Consider the following 19,311-nt stretch of genomic DNA (forward strand, 5'->3'; position numbering starts at 1 on the left):
ATAGTGCATGTATCACCCCCGTAACCTGAATCCCGCAACTTTGCACCGACAGAAAAACGTAGATAAAAAGACATGAAACAACGAATCGGGAGACTTCTCTCCACCCTTCTTCTCACTACATTTTCCTTGGGAATCACAGCAGGTGTCATCAAGGGAACCATCATTGACAAACAAACCAAAGAACCGCTCACGGGAGCTACCGTACAGGTTACAGGTTCCGCCACCGGTGCCGTAGCCGATTTAAACGGTAATTACACCCTTACACTGAACAACGGCACTTATACCCTCGAAGTGAAATACATAGGATATAAAACGTTCCGGATGAATGAAGTGAAGATAAAAACCGATGCGACACTGAACTTCGAACTGGAAGTGGATGCACAAACGCTGGATGCCGTCACCGTAGTGGCCCGCAAGAACCTGGAAGGTGAAAAGGCTTTGTTGCAGGAAAGACAAAAAGCAACGCTTGCCATCGAGAACATGGGAGCCAAGGAGATGACTCTCAAAGGTATATCGAACGTACAGGATGGGGTTAAAAAAATAACGGGAATCTCCATTGCCAGTGCCGGACAACTGATTGTGCGCGGACTGGGAGACCGGTACAGCACCACCACCCTGAACGGGCTGCCCATAGCTTCGCCCAATCCGGACAACAAGCTGATCCCGCTCGACCTCTTTCCGGCCTCTACCGTAAAGAACATTACGGTCAGCAAAGTATATGCCGCCGGATCTTTCGCCGACTATTCGGGTGCACATATCGACATCAGCACCAAGGAGAATACCGGAAGTGACTTTTTCTCCATCGGCTTCAACGTAGGCGGACGCTTCAACACCATCGGAAAAGATTTCTATTACAGCGACCGGAAGGGGGGACTCTTCAGTACAGGCAACCTAAAGAACAAAGACCGGATTCTGGCTATGGGTAAAAGCGAGTTCCGCGATTATGCCCGCAACAATGATCCGTTCGGTACAAACTTCGCCATCAGCAAGCACCGTTCGTTACCCGAGTTCGGCGGTAACCTCGGAGGAGGCAAGAGCTGGACTCTGCCCAACGGCAACCGCCTGAGCCTGCTCGCCTCGGTAGGTATCAGCAACGAAAACCAGATTCTGAAAGATGCCTACGTCACTACCATGACGGCACAAGGCACACATCTCGATAAGTTTAATTACGACAGCTATTCCAGCGCATTGAAAATAGCGGGACTGGGCAGCATCGGATACTCGTTCCGGCAGGCCGACCACATCAACTTTACCCTGTTTTATGCCCGCAATGCCATCAACGACTACATGGCACGCGAAGGGATCGATGCAGAAAAGAACAACATTACGTCGAGCAACAGCGTATTTCATGCGTATTCACTGCTGAACAACCAGTTGATGGGACACCATGAGCTGACCTCTCAGTGGGATGTAAACTGGAGTGCTTCCTACGGGCTGACCAACAGCGATGAACCGGACCGCCGGCAGGTTGTCTTCTTCCGCAATGAAGGAAGCGACAAGCTGAACCTCTTTAAACTGAACCAGACCACCAACCGCTATTTCGGAGAATTGCAGGAAAAGGAGATTGTAGGTGACCTGCGCACTTCGTACAAATGGGGTGACGCGAACCTCATTCGTGTGGGAGGGACTTACAAAAGCAAAAAACGCGACTTTGAAAGCGTGAACTTCTATTATGACATCAATGCCCTGAATGCCGATGTCACCAACATATACGATACCAACGGATACCTGAATCAGGAAAACATAGCCAACGGAACGATAAAAGCCAATATCGACGCACAACCCCGTTACAACTATTACGCCGGCATGGATGTATGGGCAGGGTTTGCCGAAATAGAATATTATCCGGTTGAATCTCTGCTGGTCAACGTGGGGCTGCGCTACGAGCAAGCCAAGCAATGGGTACGCTACTGGACAGACGGAGGGCAGGAGAAGAAGACGAACCTGGACAAAGGTGATTTCTTCCCGGCACTGAACCTGAAGTACACCATCGACGAAACCAACAGCCTGCGCCTCTCCGTATCACGCACCGTCACCCGGCCTTCGTTCATCGAAATGGCTCCGTTCCTCTACCAGGAGTCCTACGGAAGTGCCTACATCCGTGGTAACAACGAGCTGAAGAATGCTTATAACTACAACATAGACCTGCGCTACGATTTCTTCCCGAAACGTAACAATGGCGACATGTTCTCCGTTACCGGTTACTTCAAGAAACTGAAGTCGCCCATTGAGCAGACCCAGGAGTCTTCGGGCGGAACAGTGATCCGTTCTTTCCGCAACGCCGAAGACGGAATAGCCACGGGAGTGGAAATCGAGTTCCGCAAAGAACTGTTCAAGAATCTCCGTATCGGTGCCAACGGCTCATATATGTATACAAACGTCATCCTTCCTGAAGGCGGGGTATATACCGACTCGGAACGCGCTCTGCAGGGAGCCTCCCCGTTCCTGATCAATGCCGATATCAGCTACACTCCCCAATTAAGGGGAGAAAGCGACCTGACACTGGCACTGGTTTATAATGTGCAAGGGCCACGCATCGAGACAGTAGGTATCTACGGAACAGGCAATATCAAGCAACAGACCCTGCACACGATGGACTTCATAGCAAGCTATGCCATCAACAAGCATCTAAACCTGCGCTTACAGATGAAAGATTTGCTGAACAGTACCATCCGTTTCAAGCAGGAACTACCGGCAACGGGACAAAAGGTGGAAGTAGAATCATTCCGTCCGGGAACAAATGCGGAGATAGGAGTCTCGTACAGATTCTAAGGCTCGCCACAGGGAGAGACAGAATCACACAGAGTATTTATATTAATAATCAAACAGATAGTATAAACCATAAACAGTATGAAGATGAAAATGAATTATCTAAAACTCAACTCTTGGGCCGTAGCAGCCCTGATGGGAATGTGTTCGCTTGCAGCTTGTAGTGACGACAACAACGGCGAAGGTGGCGGAAACGGCGAAGGCGAAGAAGTGGTAGCCAACAACGGAACACTGAAAGGAAGCGTAGACGGATCAAAAACCGTGATCCTGACCAAAGGCTACAACTTCTCCCTCGACGGAGAATATATCATCAAAGCCGGTTCTACCCTGAAGATCGGTGAAGGTGTGACAATCAGCGCCAAGAGCGACGATGCCACCATCGACTACATCCTCGTGGAACAAGGAGCCAAGATCGAAGCGGTAGGTACTGCCTCTGCTCCGATTATCATGACCTCCGACACCAAAGAACCCGGAGCATGGGGCGGTATCCATATTTGCGGTAAAGCCCCTATCAATATCGGATCGACCGGTAAATCGGAAGTAGGAGACGCTACTTACGGTGGTTCCGATCCGGCAGATAACTCAGGTATCCTGAAGTACATCCGCCTGGAATACGCAGGTTATAAGTTCACCACAGAAAAAGAGTGCAACGGTTTCACCTTCTACGGTGTAGGAAACGGCACTACCCTCGAATATCTGGAAGCATACAAAGGTACGGATGACGGTTTCGAATGGTTCGGAGGTACGGTCAATGCCAAGTATCTGGTATCGGTAAGCAACAGTGACGATTCTTTCGACTGGACAGAAGGATGGAGCGGAAAAGGTCAATTCTTTGTCGCCTACCAGGAAGATCCCGCCACTTTGGGATATACATGTGACTGCCTGATCGAAGCCGACAACTATGACAAGAACATGGATGCCACTCCGATTTCATGCCCCACACTGGCTAACCTGACACTGATCGGCGCCAACAATGACGAAGGTAAAAGAGGCATCCGCCTGCGTGCCGGAACTCAGGCCAAAATCTACAATGCTCTGGTTACAGGCAAAGCCAATAACCTGACTACCGAAACAGAACAAACCGAGAAGTACTTGGTGAATGGTCCTTCGGTATTGAACTACATCGCTATCGCGGGAGATATCAAAGCCAGCGGTGACGGCGGTTACTCTTCTGCCTTGTTCACTGCCGCAGAGAATCACAATGCCATCAACCAGACTTTCAGCTTCAGCAACACCTTCATCGGAATCCAAGAAGGAGGAGCCGACCTCTCGGCAGACAGCTTCTTTGAGAAAGCGGCTTATAAAGGCGCAGTGAAAGCAGACAACGAATGGACCAAAGGTTGGACAAAGTTATAAATCACATATACACTCACAGAATGAAGAGGTAGTGTCGAAACTCTTTTCACCACAGAGTAACACAGAGCATCACAGAGTTTTTCAGTAATAATCAACAATTTAAAATTGTCTCTGTGTTACTCTGTGTCCTCTGTGGTGGATTTTGACACATTTACCTGTTTTTCAAACTATGAACAGATACAGACTAAGGATTATCGCACTGACAGCACTGGTTTGCCTGACCGGCAGTAGCTGTACGGACGACGAGAACGGCGGACAGGGTAACAACATTGTTTACGGTGAAAACATCATCGGAAACGGAGAACAGACCTTTGAGATAAAAGATCATCAATACCTGAAACGAGGCACTTACCTGATGAAAGGTTGGTGTTACGTCACATACGGCTCCACACTGACCATTGAGGCAGGCACCGTCATCAAGGGCGACAAAGAGACCCGTGCCGCCCTGATCATAGAACCGGGCGGAAAACTGATAGCCCAAGGAACAGTGGATGCACCGATTGTATTCACTTCCGAAATGCCTGCCGGAAAGCGGAAACCGGGCGACTGGGGAGGGCTGATTCTTTGTGGCTATGCCCGGAACAACGAAAACATCATGCAGATAGAAGGAGGTCCGCGCACCACGCACGGCGGTCCGAACAACGCAGATAATTCGGGCATCCTGAGTTACGTCCGCATAGAGTTTGCGGGGTATCCGTTCAAGAAGAACCAGGAGATTAACGGAATCACTTTCGGCTCGGTAGGAAACGGTACGCAGATAGACCATCTGCAAGTATCCTATGCCAATGACGATGCTTTCGAATGGTTCGGCGGAACGGTCAATGCAGAATATCTGGTGGCCTATCATTGCTGGGACGACGACTTCGATACAGACAATGGTTACAGTGGTACGTGCAAGCATCTCTTGGGTATCCGCCATCCGCGAATAGCCGACATCACAGGTTCTCATGCCTTCGAATGCAGCAACAACGGTACAAACAGCCCGGCCACTCCCACCACAGCCGCCACCTTTGAAGATGTCACGATCTATGGTCCCGCCTCGGGAGACGCTTCATTCGTAAACCGTCCCGACTTCATCAATGGCGGCGGACTGCGGCCGGAGAATGAAAGTATGTTGGGATTGTTCGGTTCGGCACTGTATCTGGGGACCAATACGTCAGTAACTTTCTGGAACTGCCGGATCAACGGATATCCGTCGGACATAGAAGGGACACCTGCCGTAATGGAAAATGTAGTGTTCAGTGAAAAGGAAGAAATCAACTATCCGGAGTGGACAAAAGGATGGTGTAACTTTAATCCGCAGGAAACGGAGTATTGAATTCACCGGAATGAGGTGAATCAAAACCCTTTTCACCTCTGTGTTACTCTGTGTCCTCTGTGGTGAACCTCGGCACACTTCCTGCGGTTTTGACATTCTGTCAAAATGATACTTCAATCCTCTCAGATTGCTTTCTTTCGGCCCGTCATAAAGCCGCAAGACTAAAATCGCCTTCTATGGCGATCGCTGTTTTTACTTTTATCACCCGAACAGCCGATGGACGGACAAGATAACACCGTTTCTGCAAAAAGCAGGACCCATAGACGGAAATTGCCCCAAAGATCCGTTTCTTTGTCATTTCCACTTCGTTCGTTCCGGAGTAGCAACCAGGAGAATTCCACTCTCTTTTGGAGCTCCGATCGGAAACAATAAGAGTAATCCGGAAAAACATTAGGAGATATTTCAAAAAGAAGTAAGCATTTGCCCCGAAAGAAGTAAGCATTTTCGGCAAATGCTTACTTCTTTTTCCAGAAAGCCCGGCTCTATTCTCTCAACACCCCGGCTTTCGGAGCCTTCAAGCCCGGCTTTCCAGCTTCCAAAGCCCCTTTGAGGAAGGCTTCTTCTTCCGGATCTATCAAAAAAAAGAAATGCGCTGTTTGGCAAACAGCGCATTTCATATCTTTTAGAAAGCGAAATAGAATAAATTCTATCAAAACGATTGATAACTGGAGTTATCGTTTCCGGCTACTGCCATACATTCCATCTCGATCAGCCAGGTAGGGCGGCACACGGCAGCGGCAACGAACTGTATGGGTATTTGCGGAAAGCGTTCGGCAAACATAGCCCGGACAACCGGATAATCGGAAGCGTCACGAAGATAGACTATTATTTGCGCCACATCGGCAAAACCTGCCTTACCTTCTTCAAGCAACTTCTCCACATTCTCCCACATCCGCCGGGTCTGTTCCCGGACATCGCCTACATGAACCACTTCACCGCGATGATCGATACTCGCCGTACCGCTGATAAAGAGATGACGACGGTCACCATACTCTACGGAAGTTCCCCGTTCGAAAGTCACTCCATACAAGGCTGTCGGGCTGAGGTGAGACAGCGCATGCAGGTAAGTCACCTGTCCCGGCTGCAATCCTTTCACCGCATAGGCATCGAGCAGCACATGTATCTTCGGATCGGCATGCCGCCCCTCTATGCCGGTACTGGCTATATAATGGGTCGATTCGGTCAGTCCCTGCCCGACAAAGTTTTCACGGCGCGCCTTGACAATGCCCGCATAATTCACATCCACGTTCTGCACAAAGATCCAGGTACGGATGCAATCGGAAGCCAGCGTACAGCCTTTTCCGGTCAAATCGGCTTCGTAAGATTTTAACAAGGTTTTCATCTGCTGCTCCGAATTACCGCAAGGCACACCCGCACTGGCTGTCCAGTAATGCTTATAAGCAGCGTTCCGTTCGGAGGTCAGATAGACCCACAAAGCAATCTTACTTCCATCCAACGGAGGCTGTTGCACGACCGAGACAGCATACGATGGCTCTTCCTGCAAAACAGCTTGCAAAACCTCCCACTGATTGGCGGCATCACTCAGGAAGTAACGGCAAAACGCCGGCACCATTCCCCTGAGTTTTATCTTCCTGCCCAATGTCTTATGATATGCTTTGCAAATAGCCGTCAGCTGCTCTTCATAACTCCCCGCTTCCGGATCGACATGAAACATCAGATGCGCCTCCTTCGTTTCTCCCTCACCCCCAAAAAGGGAATATTCAACAGTAGTCTTTAAATACTCTATTCTATGTTTTCTGTATTCCATACTCTTACTCGTCTTTTATTTCACTTTAACTCGCTCCTTCGACATCAGCCCTTTGGCTATCTCCCGTTTGTCCCATTGCACCGGAGCGGATACAAACTCAGGAACATTATACGAATAGATCAACTGATCGTAGAATATATACGGATCTTGCTGAGGCAACAGGAAAGGCTTCCCGATACGCCCCTGCTTGTCCACCGAGGCGATATAAAGGCGGGTGTACAACCCGTCACCTCTCCGGCTGCTGAACACAAACCAATGTGAATTGCTGCTCCAGTTGTGATAACTTTCCGTGTCGTCACTGTTCACCTCCTCCAGGTTGCGATAGGCTCCGGTCTTCAAGTCCAGCAACCAGAGATCGGCCTCTTTGTGCCAGATGGAGAAATTCCCATAATCGGAAAGCGTGAACATCAGATACTTTCCGTCGAACGAAGGTTTGGGGAAAGAGATACTTTTGTCCAGCGTGCGGGCTGAGATCAACGTATCGATCCGGTCGCCGAACGTTCCGTCCTCCGGATGGAAAGCAATACTGCACAAACTGTATTTCACCTCTTTATACCGGGCAGGCATCTCTTTCTGCTCCGCCGAACAGAAATAAAGTGTCCGTCCGTCGGGCGAGAAGGCGGGAAATGTTTCGAATGCGGCGGTACTCAGCAGAGGAGTAGTCAGTATCCGATGTGACTGCGGATGGTAAACTACCACATCCGAAGCCTGGTCAAAAACCTCGATAGGCTTCTTCCCTCCCAGATGGAAAGTCTGGTTGGTCCGGTTCACCGAATAAGCGATGTATTCGCCCGAAGGATGCCAATAAGGATAAACACAGGCAGAAAGCTGTCCGTCAGCTTTTGTATCGAGGAACTCGCTCTCTCCACCGATGGTCATCACCGTGGCTCCGTGTCCGCCTCTGACATGCAGGCTGGACGGATCGGGGTTCGTCTGATTGAAAGCATGGCAATTGACGCAGGCGGCCGTCACCTGAGTATTCTCAAACAAAGGAGTCTGGCGAAACGTAGAAAGTTCGCGCTCATAAATACCCATCTTGCTGTATATTTCGTATCCCGGTGCAAGCAGGCGGTACACCAATCCGTAATCAATGGGAAACGGGCTGATATAGAACGGGAAAGACCGATACGCTTTCCATTCTCCGTTTTGACGGATACATACTTTCACTTCAAGGCTGTCCCCTTTATTGTTCTCCAGCAACTCGCTCCATTTTCCGGCAGGGATCTCCACAGATTCTCCGCTTGTCCGGATGGGATCTCCTTTCTTTCCGGAAATCACGACATCTACCGCCTCCGCCCCATCGGCAGTCACACGGAAGTTGAGCGGTGCAATGGTAGCGGGAATCGTTACCCCCGCATAGTCGGGCCATATCGGAGGAAGTGCATCTACCGGAACGGGCGATACCACCTTTTGCCGGCAGGAAACCACCGTTAATGATAACAGCAGGATACCTAAACACTGTTTTATCTTATTCATAATCTTTTATCTAAAATGTACATAGAACCAGTAAGTATCTCCAAACCGGGGTGCCAACGCCTCCTCAGACCGTGTAGAAGTGTAAATGCGCGCATACTCCCGCAACCGCTCTCCTGTCTCCCGGTTAATCTTCCAGGGGATTTCCTCTCCCGGCGTATGCTTCTGCATACTCCAGCCAAACAGCAGTGCCTCCTGATAACTCTTCGGTATCGAGCGGTAGCCCAGTTTCTCTCCCAAAGGATAATAGTGAACGAATCGTCCCATGTCTTTCTTCAGCAGGGTTATGCCCATCAGATATTCATAGGCCATCCGGTTCTCCGGATTTGCCTGCAACAACAATGACAACGTCATCTCCGGTTCTGCCGGATTGAAAAACAGGTCGGTTTGCGGGGTGAGTTTTCTCAGGCGTCCGTACTCGGGATGTGCATCGATCCGCGCCTCATCGTCCAGACAAGCCAGCATCTCCGTGGCCCAGTCTTTATAAAAAAGGGTATGTTGCAGGATACGCAGATATTTGCCTGCCACTTCATATCTTCCGTTTATCAGATTTGTTTCGGCAAGCCGCTTAAAACAGCGGACACTCTTCTGATAATCGGGGATGGCCTCCATCGCTTCAAAGACAAGTTGTTGGGCTGTGTTCACCATTCCCAGGTAATAATAGGGTTCGGCAGCTACCAGAGGAATTGTAAAGTCATTGACAAACGACATGAACAGCCCCTCTTTTCCACGCTGGCGATAGTGAAACATGCGGTCGGCCAATTGCCCCTTCATCCCTAAGGCAAGGTTGAGGCAGGAAACCGCCATGGGAGTATCGGGCAATTTCTTCCCGGCCAGGGCAATGATACCGTCCCAATCCTGCATACGTACGTGACAGTCGTAGGCCATTACTGCCTCTTTATTCATCGCGATGCTGCGCTTGCCAAGGAGATTCATGGCCAACAGCATCAACAGGAACTGCCCCGTAAGGGCCATAACGTAACGTCCCCGGGTAATCTTCCCGGGCAGGCGGGCTACTAACGGCGGAACCAACACGAGAGCTATCCAGGCAACCACTTGTGCTTTCGGAAAGAATAAAGGGAAACGATAACTCCCGATTCCCCACAACAAGCGGTCCATCGGATAAGGAAACAACCACCGGGAAGCCCAGATTGTGACTCCGGCAACAAGAATCGCTCCGCCTGCCGGAAGCCATAAGGAAGAGTGCTTCGTGCCGAAGCGCCAAAACTCAACCATCAAAGCCAGCGGGATGAACAACCAGGCACAACCTCCCGCCAACATATAGAGTACCGGAATGCCTGCCCAAAGGGAGATACGGCGTACGACAGGATTGAAAATACAGGTATATCCCGCAACTGCCCCCAACACCATGCAAGCGGAAAGGACTCCCGAAAGGAGATAGTTCTCGTCACAAAGAAGAATAAAGAAACACAAAGAGGGCAGCAGGGTAAGCGGATACCACAAAGAGCACTCTCCCATACGTCCGGCAATAAATGCAACCAAACGTTGCATGCCCCACAATACACCTGCTAAGACAGCGGCTCCCGCCCACGAATAATAATAAAACTGAGTGAGGAAATTACCTAAATAATCCGCCACTCCACCGGGATGGGATGCCCGTTCGACAAAATACCCGGACGTGAAAAGAAACATCTGGAACTGTTCCTGATAGTGCAGATGATAAGGATAATATACTCCAAAGAAGATAAAGACACCTGCTCCCAATAGGATGGAGAGAAGCAGGTTCACTCTCTTGACGTGTTTGTTTTTCATATTCGCTAAATTGTGCCCAAAAGTACAAAAAGTTTGGAAAACAATCTAACGAAAGGGGAAACAATGCGTTTATCCGCCCAACAGCTCAATGCACATACGCCCGTTATGATAAGGGCATTTCCAGAATCCGGCTTTGTCATCATCCCGGTTGACAGTGCCGTCGGCCCGAAGGCTCCAGAACCATTCACCGTGGACATCGTCAATCAGATGTTGCCTGATGAATCGCCAACAGACCACGGAACGCTGTAAAGCTTCGCAATCACCGAAATAGCGGAACAGGTTATAGTATCCGGCTACGGTTTCGGCTTGTACCCACCAATGACGGTCGCCATCCACATGTCCCGTAGCGAGGTTCTTTTCATACACCATTCCTCCGTCGGGAGTGAAACCTTCGGATGCGGCCGCAGCGATCTTCTTCACAACAGGTTCCACTTCGGCAAGGAGTTCGGCGTCTCCCAGTACGCGGGCAGCTTCGTGCAACAGCCAGGAGGCTTCAATATCATGCCCGTACGAAATAACGGCATATTTACTTTGCCAGTCATCATCAAAAAAGAGTCGCAGATGGAATGTATCGTTGTCCAATATCTTCTGCATAAAAAGTTCTATCAGGTTACGCAACTGCCGTTTCAGCCCCTCGTCTTTCCAAACCCGGTATAAGTTGGTATAAGGCTCAAGAATGTGCAGATGGGTATTCATCGTCTTGCGTTCATTGGCATCTTTCTCGCTAAGGCGCATATCGGCTATCTCGTTCCACTCCCGGGTAAGCGCTTCACAGTAGCCGTTCTTTATTCGGTCGAAGCTATGGGACTCTATGTCATAGAACAAACGGACGGCATACTCCAATGCTTCCGGATCTCCGGTGGCCCGGTGATATTCGCTCAGACCATAAATGGCAAAACCGATGGCGTAAATCTGTTTTTTGGTATCCAACGGCTCACCCCTGTAATCAAGAGACCAATAAACTCCTCCGAACTCCGGATCATAAAAATGGTCGATAAGGTAACGTTCGGCCCGGGTTGCCATCTCTTTGTATTCTTCTTTGCCCAACAGGCGGTAAGCGACAGAGTAGGTCCACAGAATACGTGCATGCAGAATGGCTCCTTTCTCTGCCTGAGGCATCCGTTCTTCCTGTCCGGTGATACGTCCGTAAAATCCACCGTTTTCTTGATCCACCATCCGTTCCATCCAGTAGGGAAGGATGTGGGTGGTGAGTTCTTCCAGCATTTCCTGTTTAAGAATCTTGTCCATAGTATTTTGAATCATGATTGAGCAGTTTGTCTTTTCTTCTCCAATTCCGAGGTCACCTCTTTCATTCTCTTCTCCGACAGTGGGTACATGCTGATAAAGATAACAGACAGTACCGTCCCGACGGCCGGCAACCAACTGAGAAACATCTTAATTCCGTGAATGGCTTCTACACTCTGCACCTCGTTGGCACGAAATCCGAAGTAAGCCAGTAGCCAACCGGTCAATGCACTTCCTATGGCCCATCCGAACTTCTGGCTCATGGACGAAGAGGAAAAGATCAGCCCCGTAGCCCGATTACCTGTCTTCAGTTCGGAATAGTCGGCACAATCAGCGTACATCGACCAGAGCAAAGGGAAGATACTTCCGGCACAAATGCTGATGAGTACCTGGAAGACAAAGATCAGAGCAATATCTCCTTTTCCGAACCAGTAAAAAATGACGGAAAGTATGGTAGCCAGGCTCATGGCTCCCATATATGTATTCTTTTTGCCAATGCGGTTGCTGACCGGCGCGGCAAGAATCACCCCCACGATATTGGCAGCCTGCCCCACTGCCAGGTAAAGCCCGCTCAGCACAAAAGAGACCCCGAAGAGGGAGACTGTTGAATAATCCTCTTCTACCACAAAGTACTTAAAATAATAAACCGTAGCTCCGTCACGGATGGAGTTGAAGACCAGGACCGCCACTCCGGCACCCAGCAAGATCCACCACGGGCGGTTGTGAAGCAGATCCCTCAAGTCATCTTTCAGAGAGCCCTGCACTTCCCGGATCGGTTTCACCCGTTCACGCGTCAACGCAAAACAGAGATAGAACAGAACCGCACACATCACAGCGATCACCACTACACTCAACATCCAGCCACGCTGTTCATCCTCCGCACCTCCAAACAGATTTACCATCGGCATGAACAGCAACAAAGCGATGAAACTGCCGATATAGGCAAAAGTCATGCGATAGGTGGACAACGTGTTCCGCTCTTTCGGATCGGGACTCATCACTCCCAGCAGAGAAGCATAAGGCACATTGATAGCCGAATATACCATCATCATCAAAGAATAGGTGATGTAGGCATAGACAAGTTTTCCCGTTTCGCTCAGTTGCGGAGTGGTGAAGGTAAAGATACCTATCAGCGCAAAGGGGACAGCAAGATACAGCAGGTAAGGACGAAACTTGCCCCACCGGGTCTGGGTACGGTCGGCAATCACTCCCACAATAGGGTCGAAAGCCGAATCCCACACCCGGGTAATCAGAAACATGGTTCCTACCACAGCGGCCGGCAGCCCGAACACATCGGTGTAAAAAATCATCAGATAAGAACCGAACAGTTTCCAGAACATGGATGAAGCCATATCGCCCAATCCGTAGCCGATCTTCTCTTTCAGTGTAATCATAGTGGTCATTCTATTCTTGGTTTTCTTATTTCATCAGTTTCAGGTTCCGCTCAATCAGGTTTTTCAGTACCTCCACCGAAGCCGAGGAACAAAAACCGTCCTGAGGGGTATGCAGGCAATAGTCCACCAACCGTTCGACAGTCGAGGTGGCCACGTGCATCCGGGTATCCGACGAGGCATAGTAGATAAACACTTTCCCGTCATCATCGGCTATCCAGCCATTCGAAAAGAGTACATTCGATACATCACCGACGCGCTCTTCTCCTACCGGAGCCATAAAGTAGCCGCCCGGAGAGGCTATCAGCCGGGTAGGGTCTTCCAACGAAGTCATATACATATACAGCACATACCTCAGTCCGGCGGCACAATTGCGTACCCCATGAGCCAGGTGAAGCCATCCCTGAGGGGTCTTGATGGGATGCGGCCCTTCACCGTTCTTCACCTCTTTGATGGTGTGGTAATAGCGTTTGTCGATAATCTTCTCTTCACTCACCTCTGCATGAGTCATGTCGTCAATCAGTGCCCACCCGATACCTCCTCCGCTACCTGTATCTATGAATCCGTCTTGCGGACGGGTATAGAGTGCATACTTTCCATCCACAAACTCGGGATGAAGCACCACATTGCGTTGCTGGCTCTTTGTTTTCAGATCCGGCAAACGTTCCCAATTTTTCAGGTCTCTGGTGCGGGCGATACCGGCCGTGGCAGTAGCCGACGACAAGTCACCGGCAGGAGCATCATCATCATGCCGCTCGGCACAGAAGATGCCGTAAATCCAACCGTCTTCGTGGGCGGTGAGACGCATATCGTATACATTGGTTGCCGGAATCACATCTTCGGGCAAAGTCACCGGATATTCCCAGAAACGGAAATTATCAATGCCATTCGGGCTTTCGGCAACAGCAAAGAATGATTTGCGGTCGACTCCCTCTACCCTCACCAGCATCAGATATTTCCCCTCCCACTTAATGGCCCCAGCATTCAGCGTTGCATTCACGCCGATACGCTCCATCAGGAAAGGGTTCGTCTCCTCATTCAGGTCGTATCGCCAAAAGACAGGCGTATGCGCAGCGGTCAGCACAGGATAACGGTAACGCGTTATCACTCCGTTTCCTTCTTCTATCGGTTCGTTCCTGCGTGTTAACAGTGCTTCATGCCCGGAGAGCAATTTAGCAACTTTATCATTAAACAGACTCATAATGGACAGTGTTTTTATCGTTATTTATTTGATTTTCTATTTATAAAGGTCTTTCACGTCCGAGACAAACAAAGTTTCCGGCTCACGGTAGAACTTCACAAAGTCATCGGCAGACACCTGCCCGGGATAAGGAGCATAATAGTGATTCACCCGTTCACGTGCATTGCGCCATACCAGCACATAACTGATAGGGTACTTGCTGATTACCGGATAGAGTGTCTGTGTCCACCAGGTAGAATCGGGAATAGCTTCGAAACCGGTTTCGGTGATGGCGATAGGCTTATTGTGCGACTGCCCCACTTCTGTCAGGATGGCAAGTGACTTATCCAGTTGCTCCATATACTGCGTCCGGTCGAACTGGTAGGTGTCAAAGCCCACCAGGTCGATGATGTCATCTCCCGGATAACGTTCCAGATAAGCTGCCGAATCCTTTGGTTCCGATCCCGGGGAATAAGCATAAAGCAAGTTCTTTACTCCTTTGGCATGCATACGTTCATACGTCATCCGCCAGAGGGCTTTGTATTGTTCAGCCGTACAAAGGTTTTGTCCCCACCAGAACCAGCTTCCGGTATGTTCGTGCCAGGGACGGAAAAGAACCGGTATCTTTGTCCCGTCTTCTGTTTCCAGAGTATTCATAAAGGCCGCAACGGCATCAAGCCAACCCACGAACTTGGTATGATGTGTTCCACCGGGAAGTATGGAGGCAACGACCGTCGTGTCACTCACATCCCATGCGTCTTTGCCTGTAGACGGATTGTCGAGGTGCCAGCTGAAAGAAACCATTCCTCCACGCTTGTACTGGTTAATCGTTTCCTGCCGTATTTTACGGAACTGCACATGATCCAGACTTTTCTCACCTTCCAATTCTATATGCCCCAGATCGAACGACATAACTGCAGGATAGTCACCGCACACACTTTTCACGTCACTGCGCCCTTCGTCACCTTCCCAGCCCACACCGTAAAGCGGATCGTCATGGTGACCGAACATGAATCCTTGTCCGGGAATCTGCCGGAGATTATTCAATAAGTTCACCGTTTCCGCTGTACGCAGGGTATCGGCAACTGTTTCCGACCCCGTTTTCTTTCCCGAAGGAGAACAGGCACCCAATCCTGCCATCAGCAGTGCACCTGTAGCCAATATCTTTATTCTCTTAATCATAAATCGTTTATTTAGCAATGAATACTTCACAAAAGTAGGAGGGATTCCCCCCGGAAACAAGTACAATATTATCCAATACTGGTATTATCATTCATCTCCCCTTATTGTATTTCTCTACAGCCAGATAAAAAGCCTGAATGTTATCAAAAGGTACTTCGGGCGGAGTGTCGCAACCGGTAGAGACAATAAAGTTAGCGTATCCGCCTGTACGGCTCAGAAGTTCTTCTGTCTGCGCGAAAACTTCCTCGGGAGTTAACATCCTGAATACGCCCACAGGATCCAGATTCCCCATCACCCATACATCCGAAGGGCACTCGCGGAGAGCGGCAAGCATATCCGCTTTATTACCGAAATGATATCCTTGGGCACCGGTAGCCAGCATAGCCGGAGTACAATGTCCCGTATTACCGCAATTATGCAGGATAACCGTAAACGAATCGTCCTGCACGGCATCGATAATGCGTTTCACGTAGACAGACGAATATTGCAAGCAATCTTCATTCGAAAGAAGCCCCGCAGCCGGTTCCGCCATAATGACCCCGGCTACCCCGGTCTCCTTAATAGCAAGACAATAGCGGAGAATGAACTCCGTACATTTTTCAAGCAATAGCCGGGCTGTTTCGGGTTCTGTATAAATAGCCATCATGATTTCCGTCATATCATACAGACGTCCTGCCAAAGAGTAAGGACCGATACATCCCGCCAGCACGGGCTTATCTATCCCTTTTGACGCCAGGCGGTCGGCCTGCAAGTATTGAGGCACACGCCCGGATTCAAGTGAAGGAACCTGCAAGGCCTCTACATCTGCATATCCGGCAAGCAGGCGCCCGGACACGCTGGGTACTTCATTTGAAGACATACTGAGTTGTGCTCCAAAGGCTTCTGCCTCTACTGTAAGATCCATAATGGTGGTACAAGCCACCGATTGCGGAAAACATTCATTCAAGGCACGGATGGCGTGATAATGGATTTCTCCGTTCGTTACGGCATCCAGCACCCGTTTACCCAGTAACTCGATGCCCGGATGGGTCATGATGGGCATCGCCACCCGTTTCTCTGATATTAATTTATCTTTTATATATTTTGACAGTTCCATAGCATTCTATCTTTTTAGTTTATTTCTGTTTTTATAGCAATCGGCTTTGCCGCACAGTTCGCATCCATATTTCCGCTTGGCCATGCGGGGACCATAAGCAAGAATACCGCTGACCGACTTAATGGGTGACATCAGGGAAGAATCACTCAACCGAATCCCACAAGGAGATTCGGGCAGGCAACTGAAAAGTAACTGTTGCTGTGTGACATGCCACCCGCAATAACCGGGACTGTAAGGATGGCTCACCCCATAGCCTAAAGCGAACATCTGTGTTTCCACCTTCCGGCACACCTCACGGACGACAGCTTCGGCAATCGCCGAACCATAGGCATCCAGAAGAAACTCCCGCAGAATGTCACCCCGGGCGCACGTTTCATGCTGAAAAGCCTCAAACTCACGCCCCGCAGTGGCCACAAAGAGCGCATAGCCCGCAGCATCTTTCAGATAGGGAGTAATAACGGCTCCCGTCTTCAGGCAAATCCCATTCACTCCCACTTCGCAAGTACCGGCCGGTTCGGAATCGAACAGAATATACAGAAACCGGGGAATACAAATGCCGGCAATCTCTTCTTCGAGTGCACGGCACATTGCCCGCATCTCTGCGTCGGGCACGTAACCGGCACCCATCGAAAGACTGATGTCCTCCGGATCGAGCCTCAACGAGGTGAAAGGCAGGCATCCTTCAACGATATGCGGATTCATAAGCATGTTCAGCAGGCGTTTATCAACTTTTTAGCCATGATTACGGCTGCATTGGCATTACTGGTATAGGCATCGGCACCGATAGACCTGGCAAAAGCATCGCTGACAGGCGCACCTCCCACCATCACCTTCACTTTTCCCCTCAATCCGGAGGTTTCAAGGGCATCGATTACCTCCTTCATATAGTTCATGGTAGTGGTGAGCAACGCGGACATACAAATGATGTCTGCCTTGTTCTCCAGTGCCGCAGAGATGAATTTGTCACTCGATACGTCTACTCCCAGGTTGATGACTTCAAATCCACACCCTTCAAACATGGAGGCGACCAAGTTCTTACCGATATCATGCAAATCTCCCTTGACCGTACCAATCACAATCCTGCCGATGTACGAATCGGCCTTTCCCTGCATCAGTGGTTTGAGTATATCGAGTGCACCACGCATGGCACGTGCGCTCATCAGGAGATTCGGCACAAACACCTGTCCCGATTCAAAACGTGCACCGATGGCTTCCATGCCCTTGATCATATATTCATTGATGATCTCCTGAGGTGCGACTCCTTCGGCAACCGCTTCTCTGGTAACGCTGACTGCCTGTTCCAATTTACCCGCCAAGATGGCTTCATATAATTCATTGAGGTTATTCATGGCATTTATCATTTATAAGATTAATAATGTATATATACGTACTCTTTCCCAACGAACCTCTGACATAGATTCATTGCATTGATGTATCCTCATCCGGCAACAGTTGCCGGCCGATTTTCATATTGTCAATAATTATAGCCCCGCAAACGGTCCTCAGCGGAAATCCTTTAAAGCATCGAACATCGCAACTACATTCTCGACGGGAACATTGGCCTGAATGTTATGGACGGCATTAAAAACAAACCCTCCGTCACGTCCCAATATCTCACACTGCTCCTTTACATGGCGACGTATCTCGTCCGGAGTGCCGAAAGGCAGTATCTTCTGCGTGTCGACCCCTCCTCCCCAGAAAGTCAGCCGGCTGCCGAACTCCTCTTTCAACCTCCGGGAATCCATGTCTTTGGCATTAATCTGGACCGGATTGATAATGTCGAATCCGGCTTCGATCAGCCCGGGCAAAATGGGAATGATAGCTCCGCAAGAGTGCTTGAATATTTTCCAGGTGGTATGCTGATGTATCCAGTCGTTCATCCGCCGATAATGCGGCAACCAAAGTTCGCGGAAGGTATCTATGGAACAAAACTGCGACTCTTGTGAACCGAAATCTGTACCACATGTCAGCACCACCTCTATTTTATCTCCGAGTGCAGCCCAAAGTTTCTCATAATTAGCAATGGCAATATTAATCTCTTTCTCAAATACCTGATGCAGATAATCCTGCCGCATGGCTGTAGACATATACCACTCCACTACACTCCGGATCCCCTTCGGCTGCTTCAGCCCCATACCGGGAACAAAAGCAACGTCTCCCAAGGCTGTGCCTCCGAAACTGGCCACGACGGCCCGGCCGGTCTGATATGCTTTATCTGTCTCCGAACGGTAATAAGCCAGATCTCCCTCCGTCAGCAATCCGAACTCTTCCACATTGTCTTCCGGATTCAGCTGTTCTTCGTCAATGGGGTGCTGACGCTCGATGGCATTAATAAAATAGCATCCTTTAGGCATCACGGCACTGGGGGGATAGCTTTTATCTCCTCCGGCATACACATAAACATCTCCTTGAGCATCGGGAGTAAGATCCATCGCTTCAGGTACCAGCACCAGTTGTCCCCAAGGTGTTGTCTGTTCACGCATACGGGTTACATCCAGATCGAAAATATCTTTAGGACCTCCTATACCGATACAGTCCACCCCGATCTTTTCAGCCAGTTCCGCATCTACTTCCCCTAACATTTGAAAGGCATCCACAATCTTTACCGGCCGGGGTTCCAGCCCATAATAATTCCTCAATGCTTCTACAATGCGGCAATGAATGCCTGTAACCGCTGTTGCACCGAAATCGACCGGTACACTACCTGTATTCCGGTGATTGAGTGCACTGCGCACTTTATCTCTTGATCCGTTCATAGCA

General features: G+C 49.7%; 15 protein-coding genes. 3 read left to right on the plus strand and 12 right to left on the minus strand.

Features of this window, described 5'->3' with window-relative positions; translation table 11 throughout:
- Positions 1-72 precede the first annotated feature (72 nt).
- The 3 genes from KO473_RS12000 (at position 73) to KO473_RS12010 (ending at position 5,443) form a co-directional block, all read left to right on the plus strand.
- Entirely contained in the window at positions 73-2,772 is a 2,700-nt protein-coding gene (locus KO473_RS12000) for a TonB-dependent receptor (protein ID WP_005775574.1), read from the plus strand.
- Positions 2,773-2,850: 78 nt separating this feature from the next.
- Positions 2,851-4,125: a hypothetical protein gene (locus KO473_RS12005; protein WP_005818445.1), complete on the plus strand. Its 1,275-nt coding sequence runs from the start codon at positions 2,851-2,853 to the stop codon at positions 4,123-4,125.
- Between the two features lie 169 nt (positions 4,126-4,294).
- Positions 4,295-5,443: a hypothetical protein gene (locus tag KO473_RS12010; protein WP_122130232.1), complete on the plus strand. Its 1,149-nt coding sequence runs from the start codon at positions 4,295-4,297 to the stop codon at positions 5,441-5,443.
- A gap of 482 nt (positions 5,444-5,925) precedes the next feature.
- Here KO473_RS12010 and KO473_RS23680 read toward each other — a convergent pair whose 3' ends face one another.
- The 12 genes from KO473_RS23680 to KO473_RS12065 form a co-directional block, all read right to left on the minus strand.
- On the minus strand, positions 5,926-6,060 hold the full coding sequence (locus KO473_RS23680; protein ID WP_005775568.1) for a hypothetical protein: 135 nt from the start codon (positions 6,058-6,060) through the stop codon (positions 5,926-5,928).
- Between the two features lie 32 nt (positions 6,061-6,092).
- Positions 6,093-7,211, minus strand: coding sequence for a Rid family hydrolase (locus tag KO473_RS12015; RefSeq protein ID WP_122130235.1), 1,119 nt, complete (start codon positions 7,209-7,211; stop codon positions 6,093-6,095).
- A 15-nt stretch (positions 7,212-7,226) separates the two neighbouring features.
- Complete coding sequence (locus KO473_RS12020; protein WP_122130236.1) at positions 7,227-8,687, minus strand: PD40 domain-containing protein; 1,461 nt, start codon at positions 8,685-8,687, stop codon at positions 7,227-7,229.
- Positions 8,688-8,693: 6 nt separating this feature from the next.
- Entirely contained in the window at positions 8,694-10,457 is a 1,764-nt protein-coding gene (locus tag KO473_RS12025; RefSeq protein WP_005818438.1) for a DUF6057 family protein, read from the minus strand.
- Between the two features lie 69 nt (positions 10,458-10,526).
- Entirely contained in the window at positions 10,527-11,705 is a 1,179-nt protein-coding gene (locus KO473_RS12030; protein WP_122130301.1) for an AGE family epimerase/isomerase, read from the minus strand.
- 11 nt (positions 11,706-11,716) lie between these two features.
- Complete coding sequence (locus tag KO473_RS12035; RefSeq protein WP_181996029.1) at positions 11,717-13,096, minus strand: MFS transporter; 1,380 nt, start codon at positions 13,094-13,096, stop codon at positions 11,717-11,719.
- A gap of 25 nt (positions 13,097-13,121) precedes the next feature.
- Positions 13,122-14,294 (minus strand): 4-O-beta-D-mannosyl-D-glucose phosphorylase, encoded by a 1,173-nt coding sequence (locus KO473_RS12040; RefSeq protein ID WP_005810271.1) that lies wholly within the window; start codon positions 14,292-14,294, stop codon positions 13,122-13,124.
- Between the two features lie 36 nt (positions 14,295-14,330).
- Positions 14,331-15,455 carry a glycoside hydrolase family 26 protein gene (locus KO473_RS12045; RefSeq protein WP_005818436.1) on the minus strand — a complete coding sequence of 375 codons (1,125 nt, stop codon included), beginning with the start codon at positions 15,453-15,455 and terminating at the stop codon, positions 14,331-14,333.
- 91 nt (positions 15,456-15,546) lie between these two features.
- The gene (locus KO473_RS12050; RefSeq protein WP_122130239.1) at positions 15,547-16,551 is read right to left on the minus strand and encodes a uroporphyrinogen decarboxylase family protein; all 1,005 of its coding nucleotides are present in this window, start codon (positions 16,549-16,551) and stop codon (positions 15,547-15,549) included.
- A gap of 6 nt (positions 16,552-16,557) precedes the next feature.
- A complete protein-coding gene (locus KO473_RS12055; protein WP_122130240.1) occupies positions 16,558-17,259 on the minus strand; it encodes a vitamin B12 dependent-methionine synthase activation domain-containing protein in 702 nt (233 codons plus the stop codon).
- Between the two features lie 2 nt (positions 17,260-17,261).
- Positions 17,262-17,900, minus strand: coding sequence for a corrinoid protein (locus tag KO473_RS12060; RefSeq protein ID WP_032541477.1), 639 nt, complete (start codon positions 17,898-17,900; stop codon positions 17,262-17,264).
- A gap of 153 nt (positions 17,901-18,053) precedes the next feature.
- On the minus strand, positions 18,054-19,307 hold the full coding sequence (locus KO473_RS12065; RefSeq protein ID WP_122130241.1) for a uroporphyrinogen decarboxylase family protein: 1,254 nt from the start codon (positions 19,305-19,307) through the stop codon (positions 18,054-18,056).
- Positions 19,308-19,311: the final 4 nt, after the last annotated feature.

This window comes from Bacteroides sp. HF-4919, from assembly GCF_018860125.1.

Coding starts and splice junctions, on each gene's coding strand:
- KO473_RS12000 (WP_005775574.1), top strand. CDS start 73: ATGAAACAACGAATCGGGAGACTTCTCTCCACCCTTCTTCTCACTACA.
- KO473_RS12005 (WP_005818445.1), top strand. CDS start 2,851: ATGAAGATGAAAATGAATTATCTAAAACTCAACTCTTGGGCCGTAGCA.
- KO473_RS12010 (WP_122130232.1), top strand. CDS start 4,295: ATGAACAGATACAGACTAAGGATTATCGCACTGACAGCACTGGTTTGC.
- KO473_RS23680 (WP_005775568.1), bottom strand. CDS start 6,060: ATGAAATGCGCTGTTTGCCAAACAGCGCATTTCTTTTTTTTGATAGAT.
- KO473_RS12015 (WP_122130235.1), bottom strand. CDS start 7,211: ATGGAATACAGAAAACATAGAATAGAGTATTTAAAGACTACTGTTGAA.
- KO473_RS12020 (WP_122130236.1), bottom strand. CDS start 8,687: ATGAATAAGATAAAACAGTGTTTAGGTATCCTGCTGTTATCATTAACG.
- KO473_RS12025 (WP_005818438.1), bottom strand. CDS start 10,457: ATGAAAAACAAACACGTCAAGAGAGTGAACCTGCTTCTCTCCATCCTA.
- KO473_RS12030 (WP_122130301.1), bottom strand. CDS start 11,705: ATGGACAAGATTCTTAAACAGGAAATGCTGGAAGAACTCACCACCCAC.
- KO473_RS12035 (WP_181996029.1), bottom strand. CDS start 13,096: ATGATTACACTGAAAGAGAAGATCGGCTACGGATTGGGCGATATGGCT.
- KO473_RS12040 (WP_005810271.1), bottom strand. CDS start 14,294: ATGAGTCTGTTTAATGATAAAGTTGCTAAATTGCTCTCCGGGCATGAA.
- KO473_RS12045 (WP_005818436.1), bottom strand. CDS start 15,455: ATGATTAAGAGAATAAAGATATTGGCTACAGGTGCACTGCTGATGGCA.
- KO473_RS12050 (WP_122130239.1), bottom strand. CDS start 16,551: ATGGAACTGTCAAAATATATAAAAGATAAATTAATATCAGAGAAACGG.
- KO473_RS12055 (WP_122130240.1), bottom strand. CDS start 17,259: ATGCTTATGAATCCGCATATCGTTGAAGGATGCCTGCCTTTCACCTCG.
- KO473_RS12060 (WP_032541477.1), bottom strand. CDS start 17,900: ATGAATAACCTCAATGAATTATATGAAGCCATCTTGGCGGGTAAATTG.
- KO473_RS12065 (WP_122130241.1), bottom strand. CDS start 19,307: ATGAACGGATCAAGAGATAAAGTGCGCAGTGCACTCAATCACCGGAAT.